This is a genomic window from Acidimicrobiales bacterium, assembly GCA_035547835.1.
Classification (GTDB): domain Bacteria; phylum Actinomycetota; class Acidimicrobiia; order Acidimicrobiales; family Iamiaceae; genus DASZTW01.
In genome coordinates, this window is the sequence record DASZTW010000008.1 from 23,956 (window position 1) to 39,826 (window position 15,871).

Annotated in this window: 15 protein-coding genes and 1 tRNA gene; 10 read left to right on the forward strand and 6 right to left on the reverse strand. The window is 71.1% G+C overall.

Annotated features, from left to right (window positions below):
* The first annotated feature begins 56 nt into the window (after positions 1-56).
* The 3 genes from VHA73_08855 (at position 57) to VHA73_08865 (ending at position 4,340) form a co-directional block, all read left to right on the forward strand.
* Positions 57-1,088 carry a fatty acid desaturase family protein gene (locus VHA73_08855; GenBank protein HVX18129.1) on the forward strand — a complete coding sequence of 344 codons (1,032 nt, stop codon included), beginning with the start codon at positions 57-59 and terminating at the stop codon, positions 1,086-1,088.
* A 283-nt stretch (positions 1,089-1,371) separates the two neighbouring features.
* Positions 1,372-2,769: an FAD-linked oxidase C-terminal domain-containing protein gene (locus VHA73_08860; protein HVX18130.1), complete on the forward strand. Its 1,398-nt coding sequence runs from the start codon at positions 1,372-1,374 to the stop codon at positions 2,767-2,769.
* Positions 2,766-4,340, forward strand: a complete 1,575-nt coding sequence (locus VHA73_08865) for an acetolactate synthase large subunit (protein ID HVX18131.1) — start codon at positions 2,766-2,768, stop codon at positions 4,338-4,340. Before VHA73_08860 ends, VHA73_08865 begins: the two co-directional genes overlap by 4 nt.
* 172 nt (positions 4,341-4,512) lie before the next feature.
* Here VHA73_08865 and VHA73_08870 read toward each other — a convergent pair whose 3' ends face one another.
* Together VHA73_08870 and VHA73_08875 are read right to left on the reverse strand one after the other, a co-directional pair.
* Positions 4,513-5,232 carry a helix-turn-helix domain-containing protein gene (locus VHA73_08870; protein ID HVX18132.1) on the reverse strand — a complete coding sequence of 240 codons (720 nt, stop codon included), beginning with the start codon at positions 5,230-5,232 and terminating at the stop codon, positions 4,513-4,515.
* Positions 5,229-5,723 (reverse strand): group III truncated hemoglobin, encoded by a 495-nt coding sequence (locus VHA73_08875; protein ID HVX18133.1) that lies wholly within the window; start codon positions 5,721-5,723, stop codon positions 5,229-5,231. Before VHA73_08875 ends, VHA73_08870 begins: the two co-directional genes overlap by 4 nt.
* Positions 5,724-5,806: 83 nt before the next feature.
* Between VHA73_08875 and sufB the strand changes: the two genes are divergently transcribed.
* From sufB to VHA73_08900, 5 genes are read left to right on the forward strand one after another with little or no spacing between them, the layout of a single operon-like run.
* Positions 5,807-7,246: a Fe-S cluster assembly protein SufB gene (gene sufB / locus VHA73_08880; protein HVX18134.1), complete on the forward strand. Its 1,440-nt coding sequence runs from the start codon at positions 5,807-5,809 to the stop codon at positions 7,244-7,246.
* Positions 7,246-7,992, forward strand: coding sequence for a Fe-S cluster assembly ATPase SufC (gene sufC, locus VHA73_08885; protein HVX18135.1), 747 nt, complete (start codon positions 7,246-7,248; stop codon positions 7,990-7,992). The genes sufB and sufC overlap by 1 nt, the downstream gene beginning before the upstream one ends.
* Positions 7,989-9,356, forward strand: coding sequence for a Fe-S cluster assembly protein SufD (gene sufD, locus VHA73_08890; protein HVX18136.1), 1,368 nt, complete (start codon positions 7,989-7,991; stop codon positions 9,354-9,356). The genes sufC and sufD overlap by 4 nt, the downstream gene beginning before the upstream one ends.
* Entirely contained in the window at positions 9,353-9,934 is a 582-nt protein-coding gene (locus VHA73_08895; GenBank protein ID HVX18137.1) for an iron-sulfur cluster assembly protein, read from the forward strand. Before sufD ends, VHA73_08895 begins: the two co-directional genes overlap by 4 nt.
* Before the next feature lie 19 nt (positions 9,935-9,953).
* A complete protein-coding gene (locus VHA73_08900) occupies positions 9,954-10,415 on the forward strand; it encodes a hypothetical protein (GenBank protein ID HVX18138.1) in 462 nt (153 codons plus the stop codon).
* 89 nt (positions 10,416-10,504) lie between these two features.
* On the opposite strand, the gene larC is transcribed toward VHA73_08900, so the two are convergent.
* Entirely contained in the window at positions 10,505-11,722 is a 1,218-nt protein-coding gene (larC, locus tag VHA73_08905) for a nickel pincer cofactor biosynthesis protein LarC (protein ID HVX18139.1), read from the reverse strand.
* On the reverse strand, positions 11,719-12,798 hold the full coding sequence (gene larB / locus VHA73_08910) for a nickel pincer cofactor biosynthesis protein LarB (protein ID HVX18140.1): 1,080 nt from the start codon (positions 12,796-12,798) through the stop codon (positions 11,719-11,721). Before larB ends, larC begins: the two co-directional genes overlap by 4 nt.
* A 19-nt stretch (positions 12,799-12,817) precedes the next feature.
* Here larB and pheA point away from each other — a divergent pair, with 19 nt between their 5' ends.
* Positions 12,818-13,804 carry a prephenate dehydratase gene (gene pheA, locus VHA73_08915; protein HVX18141.1) on the forward strand — a complete coding sequence of 329 codons (987 nt, stop codon included), beginning with the start codon at positions 12,818-12,820 and terminating at the stop codon, positions 13,802-13,804.
* 231 nt (positions 13,805-14,035) lie between these two features.
* Positions 14,036-14,129, forward strand: a tRNA-Ser gene (locus VHA73_08920).
* Between the two features lie 190 nt (positions 14,130-14,319).
* On the opposite strand, the gene VHA73_08925 is transcribed toward VHA73_08920, so the two are convergent.
* Positions 14,320-14,694, reverse strand: a complete 375-nt coding sequence (locus tag VHA73_08925; protein HVX18142.1) for an MmcQ/YjbR family DNA-binding protein — start codon at positions 14,692-14,694, stop codon at positions 14,320-14,322.
* A 17-nt stretch (positions 14,695-14,711) separates the two neighbouring features.
* Positions 14,712-15,743 carry a TIGR03617 family F420-dependent LLM class oxidoreductase gene (locus tag VHA73_08930; protein ID HVX18143.1) on the reverse strand — a complete coding sequence of 344 codons (1,032 nt, stop codon included), beginning with the start codon at positions 15,741-15,743 and terminating at the stop codon, positions 14,712-14,714.
* Positions 15,744-15,871 lie beyond the last annotated feature (128 nt).

The following is a 15,871-nucleotide window of genomic DNA, read 5'->3' on the forward strand; positions in this document are numbered from 1 at the left end:
CCAGCCGCCACATTACGGAGCTTGCTCATCTGTTCAATAGGTGTAACATAGCGGCCATGGCGACGACCATGGTCCCACCCCCAGCGGCGACCCCCGACGTCTTGCCCACCGACCGGTTGTTGGTCAGCGGCAAAGCCGTGCCCGAGCTGCGCAGCGAGCTGCGGCGCATCCCCGACTGGCGCAACGCCATCGCGGTGGCCGGCGTGTGGGTGCAGTCGCTCGGCTTCATCGTGGCCGCGGTGTGGATCGGCACCTGGTGGTCGTACCTGTTGTGCTTCTGCCTCATGGGCCGAGCGCACGCCATGTTCGCCAGCCTCATGCACGAGTCGGCTCACCGGCTGCTGTTCTCCAACAAGAAGGTCAACGACTTCGTGGGCAAGTGGGTGGTCGGCTACCCGGCGTTCACCGTCACCGACCTGTACCGGCGCGGCCACATGGCGCACCACAAGGACGAGTTCGGCCCCAACGAGCCCGACATGAACCTCTACGTCGGCTACCCGGTGAGCCGTGCGTCGCTGCGCCGCAAGCTCGTGCGCGACGCCGTGGGCATCTCCGGGTGGAAGAACCTCAAGGGCCTGTTCCGCGGCTTGCGCAACGACTTCGCCCGCAAGCACGCGCTGCGCATCATCGCCTTCCAGATCGTGTTCATCGCCGCGTCGATCGCGTCGGGCCACTGGTGGGTCTACTGGGCGATGTGGTTCCTGCCGTGGATGACCCAGTGGCGGGTGATCAACCGGCTGCGGGCCATCGCCGAGCACGGCGGCATGGTTCGCTCCGACGACCGGCGCGACGCCACCCACTCGGTGCGCCAGCACTTCCTCGCCCGCTTCTTCATGGTGCCGTACAACATCGGCTGGCACCTCTCGCACCACGTCGACATGGGCATCCCGTGGCGCAACCTCCCGAAGTACCACCGTGAGCTGGTCTCGGCGGGCTATGTCACGCCGCAGCTCGAGTACCGCAGCTACCCGCAGCTGTGGAAGGCGCTCGGGTCGGGCACCGCCGAGGGACGCATGGGCGCCGGGCGCGACACCGCCCCCGACGCGGCCGCTGCTGCCGAGGAAGAAGGCGTGCTCGCCGGGCTCTGACAGACCTCGCCAGCATCTGGGCTGCGGGTCGCCCGTCCACGTGGGTGGCTTGCGCCCGAACGGTGTGCGTGAAGGCTGCTCGGGGCCGACTTGGAGCACACGGCGGGCAGGGCGTCGCGTGGGGCTGCGCCCGAACGGTGTGGGTGAAGGCTGCTCGGGGACGACTTGGAGCACACGACCGGCATCTCATGCGGGGGCGTCGAGCAGCCACCCCGCACGGTCCGCGAGACTCGGCGCGACGCGATGCGCGCCGGCTGACAGGCGGGCGTGAGGGGGACCAGCGATGCCTGCCACCATGAGCCTGTTCGCCGAGGTGCTGCCCGCTGATTGCGTGGTCGCGGGCGACGCGGTGTCGGACGACTACGCCCACGACGAGTGCCTCACCGTCGACGCGGTCGCTCCCGCTGCGGTGTTGTTCCCGACCTGCACCGAAGAGGTGTCGGCGATCCTGCGCGTGGCCGACCAGCACCGCATCCCGGTCACGGCCCGAGGCTCGGGCACCGGGCTGTCGGGATCCGCCGTCCCCCGAACGGGCGGGGTGGTCGTGAGCTTCGAGCGGATGAACCAGCTGCTCGAGCTCGACGTCGACAACCAGGTGGCCGTGGTGCAACCCGGCATCACGCTGGCCGAGCTCGACGAGCACACCGCCGCCGCAGGACTGCTGTATCCGGTGTATCCCGGCGAGTACAGCGCGAGCCTGGGCGGCAACGTCGCCACCAACGCGGGCGGCATGCGGGCGGTGAAGTACGGCGTGACCCGCCAGCACGTGCTCGGTCTCGAAGTGGTCCTCGCCGGCGGCGAAGTGATCCGCACCGGCGGCAAGGTGATGAAGTCGTCGACCGGCTACGACTTGACGCAGCTGTTCACGGGGTCAGAGGGCACGCTCGGGCTGACGACCGAGGTCACCTTGCGGTTGCAGCCGCGCCTGCCGTGCCGCGCCACCGTGATGGCGCCGTTCGCGACGCTCGACCAGGTCACCGCCGCAGTGCCGAGAGTGGTGGCCAGCGGGCTCGACCCCACCATCCTCGAGTACATCGACCTGCTCACGTTGAGCGCCACGCTCGACCACGTCGGTCTCGACCTCGGGATCCCCGACGACATCCGCCAACAAGCCCTCGCCTATCTGGTCGTCAGCCTCGAAGGCCGTCAGCAGGCCTGGCTCGACGACGACGTCGAGGCCCTCGGCGCCTTGCTCGACGGGCTCGGCGCGCTCGACGTGTACGTGCTGCCCGACCACGCGGCCGTCGGGCTGATCGAGGCGCGCGAGAAGGCCTTCTTCGTGGCCAAGGCCAACGGCGCCGACGACATCGTCGACGTCGTCGTGCCGCGGGCCTCGATCGCGGACTTCATGGGGAAAGTGGCCGACTTGGCCGCGGCCGAAGGGGCGTGGATCGCCGGGTGTGGCCACGCCGGCGACGGCAACGTGCACCTCGCCGTCTTCCAAGCCGATTCCGAGCGGCGCAGTCGCCTGCTCCGCGCCTTGTTCGAGATCGGCGTCGGTGCCGGCGGTGTGATCTCCGGCGAGCACGGCATCGGTCTGGCCAAGAAGGCGTACTACCTGGCCTTGGAAGACCCGGTGAAGGTCGAGTTGCAACGCCGCATCAAAGCCGCGTTCGACCCGCACGGCATCCTCAACCCCGGCAATTTGTTCGACCCCACTGATGGAGTGACCGCCCCGTGACCGATTCGACCCCGATCATGAACGGCGCGCAGGCGCTCATCCGCACCCTGGTCGGCGCCGGCGTCGACACGTGCTTCGCCAATCCCGGCACGTCGGAGATGCACTTCGTGGCGGCGCTCGACGACGTGCCCGAGATGCGCGGCGTGCTGGCGCTGTTCGAGGGCGTGGCCACCGGTGCCGCCGACGGCTACGCCCGCATGGCCGACAAGCCCGCGGCCACCTTGTTGCACCTCGGGCCCGGCCTGGGCAATGGCCTGGCCAACTTGCACAACGCCCGCCGCGCGCACGTGCCGGTCGTGAACCTCGTGGGCGACCACGCCACGTACCACCACCGCTATGACGCGCCGCTCGAGTCCGACATCGACGGGTTGGCGCGCAACGTGTCGGGGTGGGTTCGCCACGCCACCCGTCCCGACGACGTGGGTGCCGACGGGGCGGCCGCGGTGGCCGCGGCGGTCGGCCCGCCCGGGCAAGTCGCCACGCTCGTGTTGCCCGCCGACGTGTGCTGGCTCGACGGCGGCGTCGTGGCGCCGCCACCGGTGCTCCCTGCGCCGCCGCTGGTCCCCGCTGACACGCTCGAAGCGGCGGCGAAGGCGCTCACCGGCGGCGAGCGCTGCGTGGTGCTGCTCGGTGGCACGGCGTTGCGCGAGCGGTCGTTGCGGGCGGTCGACCGCATCGTGCAGGCCACCGGCGCCGCGTTGTTCGCCGAGGTCTTCCCCACCCGGCTCGAGCGCGGCGCCGGGCTGCCGGCGATCGACCGGCTCGGATACCTGGCCGAGTTCGCGACCGCGCAGATCGGCGACGCCCGGCACGTGATCCTCGTCGACGCGCCCGAACCCGTCTCGTTCTTCGCGTACCCCGGCAAGCCCAGCCGTCTGGTGCCGCCCGGTTGCGAGGTGCTCGCGCTGGGCGGACCCGGCACCGACCGGGCCGACGCGCTGGAACGCCTCGCCGATGTCGTGGCGCCAGGCGTCGAACCGCGGGTGCAGCCTTCGTCGCGCCCCGACCGACCCACCGGCGCGCTCAACGGCGAGACGGTTGCCGCTGCGGTGGGTGCGCTGTTGCCGGAAGGCGCGATCGTGGCTGACGAAGCCAACACCTCGGGATTGTGGGCACCCATGGCCACCGCGGGCGCGCCGCGCCACGACTGGCTGACGCTCACCGGCGGTGCCATCGGCATGGGCCTGCCGTTGGCGACGGGGGCGGCGGTCGCCTGTCCCGATCGCAAAGTGGTGTGCTTCGAAGCCGACGGCAGCGCGATGTACACGCTCCAAGCGTTGTGGACACAGGCCCGCGAAGGTCTCGACGTCACGACCATCGTGTTCTCGAACCGTTCCTACGCCGTGCTGAACCTCGAGCTGTCGCGGGTCGGTGCCGAAGCGGGCGGACCAGCCGCCACCGCGATGCTCGACTTGACCAAGCCCGAGCTCGACTTCGTGGAACTGGCCGCCGGCATGGGGGTGCGCGCGACCCGGGCCACCACCGCGGAGGAGTTCACCTCCGCGCTCGAGCGCGCGCTGGCCGAACCGGGACCCACCTTGTTGGAAGCCGTGGTGCCCAACAGCTTCTGACACGACGGCGCCGCCGGGTCGGAACGCGCCCCGCCCCGGACGTGGCCGGTTCAGGACGCGCCCGGCGCCGGACGTGGCGGTTCAGGACGTGGGCGGCGCCGCCGGGCCGGTTCCGGACGTGGGCGGCTCCGGACGTGGCCGGCTCCGGACGCGCCCGGCTCCGGACGTGGCTTCAGGACGTGGCCGGTTCGGGCGACGCTTCCAACTCGACCGGTTTCGGCGGTGCCATGTGGCCGTGCAGCTGGCAGTGGCCCCGCATCGGGTCGTGGGGTACCAACTCGTCGACTTGGAGACCGCCGACTTCGTCGGCCACCCCGTAGGCCATCCCGAGGTGGAGGTTGCACACCGTGTCGGGATCGGCGGCCGCGCTCGACGCGAAGGGACAGGCCTGCAGCTCGACCTCGAACCGTTCGCCTCGATGGCGGATCTGCGGTTCGAAGCCCTGCCGGGCCATCTCTTCAACGAGGTCGTCGACCGCGGTGGCCGCCGTCGACGGCGGCGCGCCGAGCCGGCGCGGTCGGACTGCCCGTCGGCCGACCTCGATGGGGGAGTCGCCGCTGCGGATGATCTCGGTGAGCAACAGCGACAGGCGTTCATAGGGTCCACCCGCGCCCCATCGGGCGTCGGCGGCGGGGCCCACCGAGTAGCGCAGCCGGGGGCGCCCCCGCCCGGTCGATGGCGCTTTGCCTTCGACGACCAGGTCGGCTTCGACCAGCTTGGCCAAGTGCTGGCGGATCGCGTTGTGGTGGACCTCGAGATGCTCGGTGAGCTCCGCGATGTCGACCGGCCGATCGGTGTCACGGAGGTAGCAGAAGATCGCGTAGCGCGTGGGGTCGCCGAGCGCCTTGGCCTGGCGTTGCAGCGCGGCCGCGCCGGCCGCCGGTGCGGTCACCGCCCTACCGCCCTGGTCGGTGCCGACACCGGCATGCCGTTCGCTGGTCCGCCGCCGGCCGAGGCGCCGTACTCGATCGACTCCGGGATCGCGACCGGCGCGTCGAGGAACTGGTTGCTGTGCACCCTCGCAACATTGCACGCCAGCGCGACAGCGCGCTCGGCGTTGGGTCCGGACCACCCGCCGCGCACGGTCTGTTCGAACAGCGTGAGCCACCGCAAGAAGTGCGCGTCGGTGAACGAGCGCTGCTGGTGGACTTCCTTGTGGGCGCGGAACGGGTTGCCCGCGTAGCCTTGGATCCCGAGCAGGGCTCGGCACCAGAACGCGGTCAACTTCTCGAGGTGCTCGGGCCAGTCGACTTGGGCCACGTCGTTGAACAACGGGCCCAGAATCGGGTCGAGATCGACGTCCCCGTAGAATCGAGTGACCATCTCCGCGATCTGGCCGGGGTCGTCGAGGTCTCGGCAAGGAACGGGAGGCTGTGCGTGCACCGCCATATTTGTAGCGAACAGCGGAGAAATAAGCAACGTCCCGGCGTTGTAAATCTCTGTCGCGTGCTGTTAGAAATGGCGCCGTGAACTCCGGGATCCAGGAGCTCGTCCAGCGCGAGTACCAGCACGGCTTCGTCAGCGACTTCGAGACCGAGCTCGCCCCCAAGGGGCTGAACGAGGACGTGATCCGGTTCATCTCGGCCAAGAAGGACGAGCCGGAGTGGCTGCTCGAGTGGCGCCTGAAGGCGCTGGAACACTTCCTCACGCAGACCGAGCCGCACTGGCCGCACGTCCACTACGACCCGATCGACTACCAGGACATGTACTACTGGGCCGCCCCGAAGCCGAAGGGACCGGCGCCCAAGAGCCTCGACGAGGTCGACCCCGAGATCCGCGAGATGTTCGACAAGCTCGGCATCTCGTTGGCCGAGCAGGAGCGGCTGTCGGGCGTGGCGGTCGACGCGATCGTCGACTCCGTCTCGGTGGCCACCACGTTCAAGGACCGCCTGGCCGAGGTCGGCGTCATCTTCTGCTCGTTCTCCGAAGCCGTCCGTGAGCACCCCGACCTCGTGCGCAAGTACCTCGGGTCGGTGGTGCCGTACCGCGACAACTTCTTCGCGACCTTGAACTCGGCTGTGTTCTCCGACGGTTCGTTCTGCTTCGTGCCGGCCGGCGTGAAGTGCCCGATGGAGCTGTCCACGTACTTCCGCATGAACGCGGCCGAGACCGGCCAGTTCGAGCGCACGCTGATCGTCGCCGAGGAAGGCGCGTCGGTCAGCTACCTCGAGGGCTGCACCGCGCCCCAGCGCGACGAGAACCAGCTGCACGCCGCGGTGGTCGAGCTGGTCGCGCTCGACGACGCGTCGATCAAGTACTCCACCGTGCAGAACTGGTACCCCGGCGACGAGAACGGCGTTGGTGGCATCTACAACTTCGTGACCAAGCGGGGGAAGTGCGCCGGCGCCCGCTCGAAGATCTCGTGGACGCAGGTCGAGACCGGCTCGGCCATCACGTGGAAGTACCCGAGCGTGGTGCTCCAGGGCGACGACTCGATCGGCGAGTTCTACTCGGTGGCCGTCACCACCGGCCGCCAGCAGGCCGACACCGGCACCAAGATGACCCACATCGGGCGCAACACGTCGAGCACGATCATCTCCAAGGGGATCTCCGCCGGCAAGGCCCAGAACTCCTACCGCGGGTTGGTCAAGGTGCTGCGGTCCGCCGAAGGCGCCCGCAACCACACCCAGTGCGACTCGCTGCTGATCGGGTCCGACTGCGGCGCGCACACGTTCCCGTACATCGAGGTCAAGAACGACTCTGCGCAGGTGGAGCACGAGGCCACCACGTCGAAGATCGGCGACGACCAGCTCTTCTACTGCCGCCAGCGGGGTCTCACCGAGGAGGACGCCACGTCGATGATCGTCAACGGGTTCTGCCGTGAGGTCTTCGACGAGTTGCCGATGGAGTTCGCCGTCGAGGCGCAGGCGTTGATGCGCGTGACGCTCGAAGGGAGCGTCGGCTGATGCTGCACATCGAAGGTCTCACCGCGTCGATCGCCGGCCGCAAGATCCTGCAAGGCCTCGACCTCGACATCGCCGCGGGCGAAGTCCACGCAGTGATGGGCCCCAATGGTGCCGGCAAGAGCACGCTCGCGGCGGTGCTGGCCGGGCGCGACGGTTACGACGTCAGCGGCACCGTCACGTTCGAGGGGGCCGACCTGCTGGCGCAGCTCCCCGAGGAGCGGGCCGCCGCCGGCGTCTTCCTCGCGTTCCAGTACCCGGTCGAGATCCCCGGCGTGGGCAACACGTACTTCTTGCGCACCGCCGTGAACGCGGTGCGCGAAGCCCGCGGCCAGGAGACGTATGACGCCCGCGGGTTCCTGAAGGCCGTGCGCGAGCAGATGGCTGCGCTCGGCATCGGCGACGAGTTCCTGCGGCGGTCGGTCAACGCCGGCTTCTCCGGCGGGGAGAAGAAGCGCAACGAGGTCCTCCAGATGGCGCTCATGGAGCCGAAGTTCGCCATCTGCGACGAGACCGACTCCGGCCTCGACATCGACTCGCTGCGCGTGGTGGCCGAAGGGATCCAACGGCTGCGGACGCCCGAACGGTCCATGCTCGTCATCACCCACTACCCGCGCCTGCTCGAGTACGTCGTGCCCGACCACGTGCACGTCCTCGATCAGGGCCGCATCGTGCGCAGCGGCGGTCCGGAGCTCGCTCACGAGTTGGAGGCGCACGGGTACGGCGACCGCGTCCCGGTCGGTCCATGACCAAGCCGGCGCCGGCTGCGACCACGGGTTCGGCCGACCCGGCACCCGACGCGCCCGCCGGCACGTTGGCCGCCGCTGGTTGGCGCCAACAGGCCCGTGCAGAAGTGCGCGCCTGGTTGGGCGTCAACTCGATGCCCACCCGCCACGACGAAGCGTGGAAGTACACGCCGTTGAAGCGGCTCGAGGAGCACGACGCCGAGCAGCAGGCCGACCCGGTCGCAGCGCCCGACCGCGGCGTGATCGACGAGCTGGCCGGCTCGCACGGCAGCGTCCGGCTGGTGTTCGTCAACGGGCGCTTTTCCGCCGCCGCCTCCGACGTCGCAGCCGAACCATCGTCGGGTGTGGTGGTCGGCGCCTTGTCCACGCTGGCTGCCGACGGGTCACCGGCCGCGCGCTCGGTCGAACAGCAGGTGGCGGCCCGCCGGTCGTCCCGCTTCGACGGCTACCAGGCCCTCAACACCCTGTACAGCCCCGACGCGGCGGTCGTGTGGCTGGCCGAAGGCGCCACGCTCGAGGGTCCCGTCCACATCGTCCACTTGTCGCTCCCGGGCTCGGCGCCGAGCGCCTCGCACCCCCTCACGTTCGTGTGCGCGGCACCGCGGAGCACCCTGCAGGTCGTCGAGACGTACGCCGGCCTGCCGGGCTTCGGGCTGGTCAACGCCCGCACGTCGCTCGCGGTGTCGTCGGGTGCGAACGTCACGTACGAGCGGGTGCAGTCGGAGGCTGCCGACACCGTCCACGTCGGGCACACCGGCGCCGTGCTCGCACGCGACGCCAACTTGCGCACGAGCTCCCTGCAGCTCGGTGGCGACCTCGCCCGCGCCGCGCTCGACGTGGTGCTCGCCGGCGAGGGTGCCCACGCCGATCTCTCCGGGCTGTACCTGCCCGACGGCGTGCAGCACCTCGACAACGTGGTCACGGTCGACCACGCCGCGTCGCGCACCACCAGCCGCCAGCTGTACAAGGGCGTGATCGACGACGCCGGCCACGGCTGCTTCACGGGCCACGTGATCGTGCAGGCCGGCACCGCCGCAGTCGACGCCGCGCAGACCAACCGCAGCTTGCTGCTCAGCCGCACCGCCCAGACCGACACGCGCCCCTGGCTCGAGATCCTCGCCGACGACGTTCGCTGCTCCCACGGGGCGACCGTCGGCCGGCTCGACGAAGAGTCGTTGTTCTACCTGCGCGCTCGCGGCATCCCCGAGGCCACCGCCCGCGCCGTCCTGGTCGGCGCCTTCGCCGGCGAGGTGCTCGACACCATCGCCGTCGAGTCGCTGCGGAACCAGCTCGCGCACGAGATCGCCGCCGCAGGTCACATCCCGCTCGAGGTCCACGGCGAGGTCGACCGCGAGGTCGGCGAGTGAGCCCCGCCGGCCACGACCTGCCCGGCCCGTCCGACGACGGCTGGACCGAGGTCATCCGCCACTGCGTCGCGGTCACGGTCCCCGACGGCGACCGCATCGTGTTGGTGCCCGGCACCAAAGTCGAGGTGCTCCAACGTATGGGCGACAGCTGCACGGTCCGCAACGAGTACGGCCACCTGCTGCGCGTGGGCGGAGCGGACTTCGATGCGATCGGGCTCGAAGCCTCCGAGCGGGCGGTGATGATCTCCGGCGCGTCGTCCGGGCCGTTCGAGATGGACGCCGTCACCGCCGCGCTGCACACCGTGTACGACCCCGAGATCCCCGTGAGCATCGTGGACCTCGGTCTGATCTACCGGTGCGACGAGATCGTCGACGGCGACGGCAAGCGCCGCATCGAGATCGACATGACCATGACCTCGCCCGGCTGCGGCATGGGCGACATCTTGTGCGACGACGCGGCGCGGGTGGTGCGGGCCGTCCCCGGCGTCGACGACGTGGTCATCAACCTCGTCTTCGATCCGCCCTGGGGCCTCGACCGCATGACCGAAGAGGTCCGCCTCGAGCTCGGCCTGCTGTAGAGGGCGGTTGGAGGCGGGCGTGGGCACGGTCGTGGTGGCGGTCCACCTGCTCGCGGTGAGCACGTGGGTCGGGAGCATGGTCACGATCGCCGTGTTCGCCCGGGCCAGCCGCAAGCTGCTCGACGACCGGTCACGGGTGGCGCTGTTCGCCTCGGTCGGGCGAACCTTCGCGGTGGTCGGTCCGGTGGCGCTGGCGGTGTCGCTCGCGACGGGCCTGATCATGGCCGGCGTGCCCTCCGAGTGGCGCCCGACGGTGTGGGCGGCGGGCGCCCTCGGCGCCGCCACGATCGTGGTGGCCGTCGTCGCCATGCGCCAGGCTCATCGCATGACGGGCCTCCGTCGACGGCTCGCCGAGTCCGGCGAAGGCGCCGAGGCCGTTGCCCGCGGCGCCCGTGCAGCCGATGGTCTGCGTGGTCTGCTGGGCCTGCTGACCCTGGCAGCCCTGGTGGTCGAAGCCGCCGCCGTCGTCGCAACCCACTGACGAGTGTCCCCCGTCGTCAATCCCTGCTGTGAGCACTTGGCCACCTCCCAGGTGGCCAAGTGCTCACAGCTCGGGGTTGTTGGGGTTGGTCAGGACGCGGGGTCGGCGGGCCCTTCGTCGTGAGAGTGGTCGTGGCCGTGGGTGTGGGTGCGGGCCCGCCAGGCGGACTCGGCGTCGGACAGCACCTCGCGCACGGGGCGCCCGGACCGGGTCGCAGCCCGCGCCGCGTCGTCGAACTCGGCTTTCACCCGACCCGGCGACACCTTCACCCGGATCGGCGCGCCGTCGACGTCGACTTCGTCGATGGCACGCGTCTCGGGCCAGCGCTCGAGTCGCTGGCCCCGCACGCCCAGGCTCCCGGTCTCGGCGGTCAGCACGGACGAGATCTGGCGGGCCAGCGCAACGTCGGCCAACGCGCTGACGGTGTGGGCGGGCCGGCCCTTCTTCATGAGGATCGGGGTGATCCACGCGTCGTGCGCGCCGGCTTCGAGGAGCGCAGCGACGGCGTGGGCGAGGACTTCGCCCGTGGCGTCGTCGACGTTGGCCTCGAGCAGGACCACCGGCTGGCCGTCGACCAGCGCCCCGTCGCCCGCCGGATCGCCGATCACGACCTGCAAGAGGTTGGGTCGTCCGTCGATCTCGCGGCTACCGGCGCCGAACCCCGTGGCTCGGATCGTCAGCGGCGGCAGCGGGCCCCATCCGGTGGCGAGCGTGGCGACCAGCGCGGCTCCGGTCGGCGTCGTGAGCTCGAAGGGGACTTCGATGCCGCGGACCGGTGCGTCGCGCAGCAGCTCGACGACGGCCGGGGCCGGGTTCGGAAGGAGGCCGTGCGCCGCCCGGACCATCCCGATGCCGTGGGTCACCGGGCTCGACCACACCTCGTCGATGTCGAGCAGCTCCAGCGCTGCGCAAGTGCCGACCACGTCGACGATCGCGTCGATCCCGCCGACTTCGTGGAAGTGGACTTGGCTGGCGGGCTTGCGGTGGAGCCGGCCTTCGGCTTCGGCCAGCCGGTGGAACACCGCCAGCGCCCGCGTGCGGACCCGGTCGGGCAGGCGTGCTTCTTCGACCAGCGCGGTGATGTGGCCGGCCGTGCGCACGACCGACGTCTCCTCGGCCTGCACGTGGACCTTCGTGCCGGCGATGCCGCACCGCAGCACGGGCTCCGCGGTCAGCTCCCAGCCGGGCACCGGCAGCCGCTCGCACAGCGCACGCACTTCGTCGAGGTCGGCGCCGGCGTCGACGAGGGCGCCGAGGGCCATGTCGCCGGCGATCCCCGAAAAGCAGTGGAACCAGGCCGTGGTCACGACGCCGCCCGCTTCCCCGCGCCCGCCGCCGGCCCCGCCACCGACGTGGGCGGGGAAGCGGTCGCCGGGTCGATCGGTTCTCCCCCCAGTCCGGGTGCGCATTCGGTCGTGGGCGGGGAGGTGGTTGTCGGGTCGACCGTTTCTCCCCCCAGTTCGGGAAGGGGGGTGGTGGCGCCGGCGGTGTGCAACAAGCGCAGCGTGGCGCTGGCCGCGCCGTAGCCGTTGTCGATGCCGACGACGGTGATGCCCGCCGCGCACGACGACAACATGGCCAACAACGCCGTGACCCCCTCGAGCCCCGCGCCGTAGCCGACGCTGGTCGGGACCGCCACCACCGGTGCACCGGTGAGGCCGCCGACCACGCTCGCCAGCGCACCTTCCATCCCGGCCACCACGATCACGATGTCGGCCGATTGGAGGGCCTCGACCGAGTCGATCAGTCGGTGCAGCCCCGCTACGCCGACGTCGGTGAGTCGCCTTGGCGCGACGCCGTGTGCGGACAGCACGGCGGCGCACTCGTCGGCCACCGGGAGGTCGGCCGTGCCGGCGGCGACGATGACGACCTGCGGCCCGGCATGGGCGTCGATCGGGCTGGCGTCGACCGCCGGGCCCGGGCTGTCGCCGTGGGTGTGCTTGGCGCCGGGCGATCCCGCAATCTCGACGGGTGCCGCCTCGCCACCGTGGTCGCCCCTTGCGGCGTCCGAACCGGTTCGAGCGGTCCAGGTCTCCCGCGCACGCCAGACCAGGGTCGCCGTGCCCGACGGTCCTGCGGTCGCCGCGGCACCAGGGTGTGCGGCGGCGAGCGCGGCGGCCTGCGTCGCGTCGGCGCGGCTGACCACCACCGGTCCGGTGCCGCCGCGCAGCAGCTCGTCGACGATCGCCACGCATTGGGCCGGCGTCTTGCCCGGGCCGTACACGGTTTCAGCCGTGCCGTGGCGGAGCGTCCGGTGGTGGTCGACGCGGGCGAAGCCCAAGTCGGCGAACGGCAGGCGCCGCAGCTCAGCGACGGCGTCGTCGGCGGTGCAACGGCCGGTCCGCACGTCGTCGAGCAACTGCCGGATGGCCCGTTCGTCCACGTCACTATCCTGTCGGCCCGTGCCACCCGCCGCCGCATCCCCGTCCGGAAACCCGCCCGCGGCGGCCTCGCCGCCGCCCCGCCAAGTGGCGTTCCTCGGCCCGCCGGGCACGTTCACCGAGCAGGCGCTGCGCACGCAGCCCGACTTGGCCGCTGCCGAGCTGGTCGTGCTCCCGTCGATGCTCGACGTGCTCCACGCGGTCGACGACGGCAAGGTCGAAGCGGGGTTCGTCGCCATCGAGAACGCGATCGAGGGGTCGGTCAGCATCGCGGTCGACACGCTGGCGTTCGACGTCGACCTCCTGATCCAGCGGGAAGTCGTGCTCCCGGTCCACATGCACCTGCTCGGCGTGCCCGGCGCGACGCTCGACCAGGTGCGCGAAGTCCGTTCGATCCCGGTGGCTGCCGCCCAGTGCCGGCGCTTCCTGCACGAGAAGCTGGGTGGCGACGTGCCGCTCGTGCCGGTTGACTCCACCGCAGAGGCCGCCCGCCGAGTGGCCGAGGGCGGCGATCCCTCCATCGCCGCCCTCGCCAACGGCTTGGCCGCCGAGAACTTCGGGCTCGACGTGCTTGCGGAGGGCGTCGAGGACCATCCCGACAACGCCACCCGGTTCGTCGCCGTGCAACGCCAGGTGGTGCCGGCGCCCACAGGTCACGACAAGACCACGTTGGTCATCTTCCAGCATGCCGACCGGCCCGGTTCGCTGCTCGCCATCCTCCAGGAGTTCGCGGCCCGGTCGATCAACCTGACGTGGCTGGAGTCCCGGCCCACCAAGCGGGGGCTCGGCGACTACTGCTTCTTGTGCGACTTCGAAGGCCACATCGCGGACGAGGTCGTGGCCGACTGCCTCCGCAGCCTGAAGGCCGAGCAGGCTGACGTGAAGTTCCTCGGCTCCTATCCCGCCGCCGGCGACCACGGCCCCGCGGTCCGTGCCGGCGTGGCCGAGGCCTACCGCCGCGCCGACGACTGGCTCACCGAACTCCGTCGCCACGTCCGCCCCACCTGACGCCCGCCGACCCTCGCGCCCGCGCCCACCCCCCACCCCCGCCGACCGGCACCGAAATCGCCAGAATCTTGCGATTCGTGCAGAAGTGGTTGGCTGGCTCAACCGGTCGATGCAACGAGTTCGGCGAGGCCCGCGCCCGGCTCGTTCTTCGTGCGGAAATGGCTGCTCTGTCGCCACTTGTGCACGAAGGTCGGGGCGCCTCAGTCGGCGAGATAGTCTCGTGGCCCATTCGGAGAGGTGCCGGAGTCTGGTCGATCGGGCCTCCCTGCTAAGGAGGTGGCGGGGGCAACCCTGTCCGTGGGTTCGAATCCCACCCTCTCCGCCAAATCCACCGCGCCAGCGCGTGCCCCGGCCGGCCCTCGGGTCGGCCGGTTTGCGTACCGGCCCTGCCCGGCTCGGGCGGTCGGCCCTCCGTGGTGGCGCGGTGACGTGGCGTGCCTCGCGCGCCAGAGGCGTGCGCGCGGGCACCGTCAGCCGTCGCCGGCGTCGCCGGCGTCGCCGGCGCGCGGGCGCCGTCAGCCTTGTCTGTCGTCGCCGACGTCGCCGGCGTCGCGGGTCTGGCGGGCCTTGCGGACCTTCGGCGGCGCTTTGATCCACCATGCCGCGTCGACCAACTCGGCCAGCTCGCCAGGGTCGACCCTGTCGAGGTCGACGAGGATCGCCCCGTAGCCGTCGTAGTGCGGGGTCGTGTAGAAGGCCGGGTCGCCCGAAGCGAGCAGCGCCTCCTTCTCGTCGAGCTCGCACATCAGCACCAGCCCGCCCTCCTGCTCGCTGCGCAACCGGGCGAAGCCCTTGCCGGCCACCTTGAGCGAGGGCGTCCGGAACCACGTCGACTCCTCCACTTCGGGCAGTGCGGTGCCGATGCGCACGACGTCGTCCCAGGTGGGCATGGCGGTCCTCCGATACGTCAGGCGGCGGTCACGGCTCGGGCGACTTCGCCCCACCGGCCGAGGTTGGACGGGTCGGCGGCGATCGACGGTTCACCGAGGTACATCACCAACCGGGTGGCGACTCCCCGGTAACGGTCGACCAGCGCGCCGGCAAGGTCGTCCCAGGTGGCCACGACGGCGAAGTGCTCGAGCATCTCGTCGGTGATCAGGGCCGCCATGCCGGCGATGTCGCCTGCCTTGAGCCGCTCGTTCAGTTTGGCCGACGTGCCCTCGAAGCCGAGGTCGTCGAACTGGAAGCCGTAGTTCTTGGTCGACCCGTAGAACGCGATCTGCGCCCGCGCCCGCTCCAGCAACGGCGCCCGCTCCTCGGGGCTGTCGCCGGGAATCGCGAACACCGGGATGGTCAGGTCGACTTCGGACGGGTCGCGCCCGGCCTCGGCCGCGCCTTCAGCCACGCCGGGCAGCAGCCGGTCATGGAGGTAGGGGACGGAGTGGAAGGGGTGGACGTGGATCCCGTCGGCCACTTCGCCCGCCATGCGGCACATCCACGGCCCGACGGCCGACACGTCGACCTTCACGTCGCCGTGCCCGTGGCGGCGCGGCGCCCACATCGCCGGCAGCAGCGACAGGTTGTAATACGGCCCTGCGTGGTGCAGCGGCTCCTCGCCGCGGAAGGCACGGAAGCACGCTTTGACGGCTTCGAGGTAGTCACGCATCCGGGGGCCGGGCGGGTCGAACTCGGCGCTGTAGCGGCGCTCGATGTGGGCCCGCACCTGGCTGCCGAGCCCGAGCCGGAACCGCCCACCGGTGTTCTCGGCCAGCTCCCACGCCAGCCCCGCCGCCACCATCGGGCTGCGCGGGAACGCCACGGCGATGCCGGTCGAGAACTCGAGGGTGGGCGCCGCGGTCGCCGCTGCGGCGATCGACATCCACGGCGTCTGCGTCTGCTCGGTGAACAACATCCCGGAGAACCCGGCCCCTTCGATCGAGCGTGCGAGCTCAGCCGTGCGGTCCCATGTGTTGGCGCCGGTCATCAGATCGAATCGCATCCCGGCATCCTCGCACCCGCAAGGTCTCAGGGCTGCGGGTCGACGGCCGCCACCCGTTCGAGCGCGACCTCGAGCGCGATCTGCCGGTACCGCTCGCCGTGCTCGGCGGACGCCTGGGTAGCCCTCGA

Coding starts and splice junctions, on each gene's coding strand:
- VHA73_08925 (HVX18142.1), bottom strand. CDS start 14,694: ATGCCCACCTGGGACGACGTCGTGCGCATCGGCACCGCACTGCCCGAA.
- sufC (HVX18135.1), top strand. CDS start 7,246: ATGCTGCACATCGAAGGTCTCACCGCGTCGATCGCCGGCCGCAAGATC.
- VHA73_08930 (HVX18143.1), bottom strand. CDS start 15,743: ATGCGATTCGATCTGATGACCGGCGCCAACACATGGGACCGCACGGCT.
- VHA73_08860 (HVX18130.1), top strand. CDS start 1,372: ATGCCTGCCACCATGAGCCTGTTCGCCGAGGTGCTGCCCGCTGATTGC.
- VHA73_08855 (HVX18129.1), top strand. CDS start 57: ATGGCGACGACCATGGTCCCACCCCCAGCGGCGACCCCCGACGTCTTG.
- sufD (HVX18136.1), top strand. CDS start 7,989: ATGACCAAGCCGGCGCCGGCTGCGACCACGGGTTCGGCCGACCCGGCA.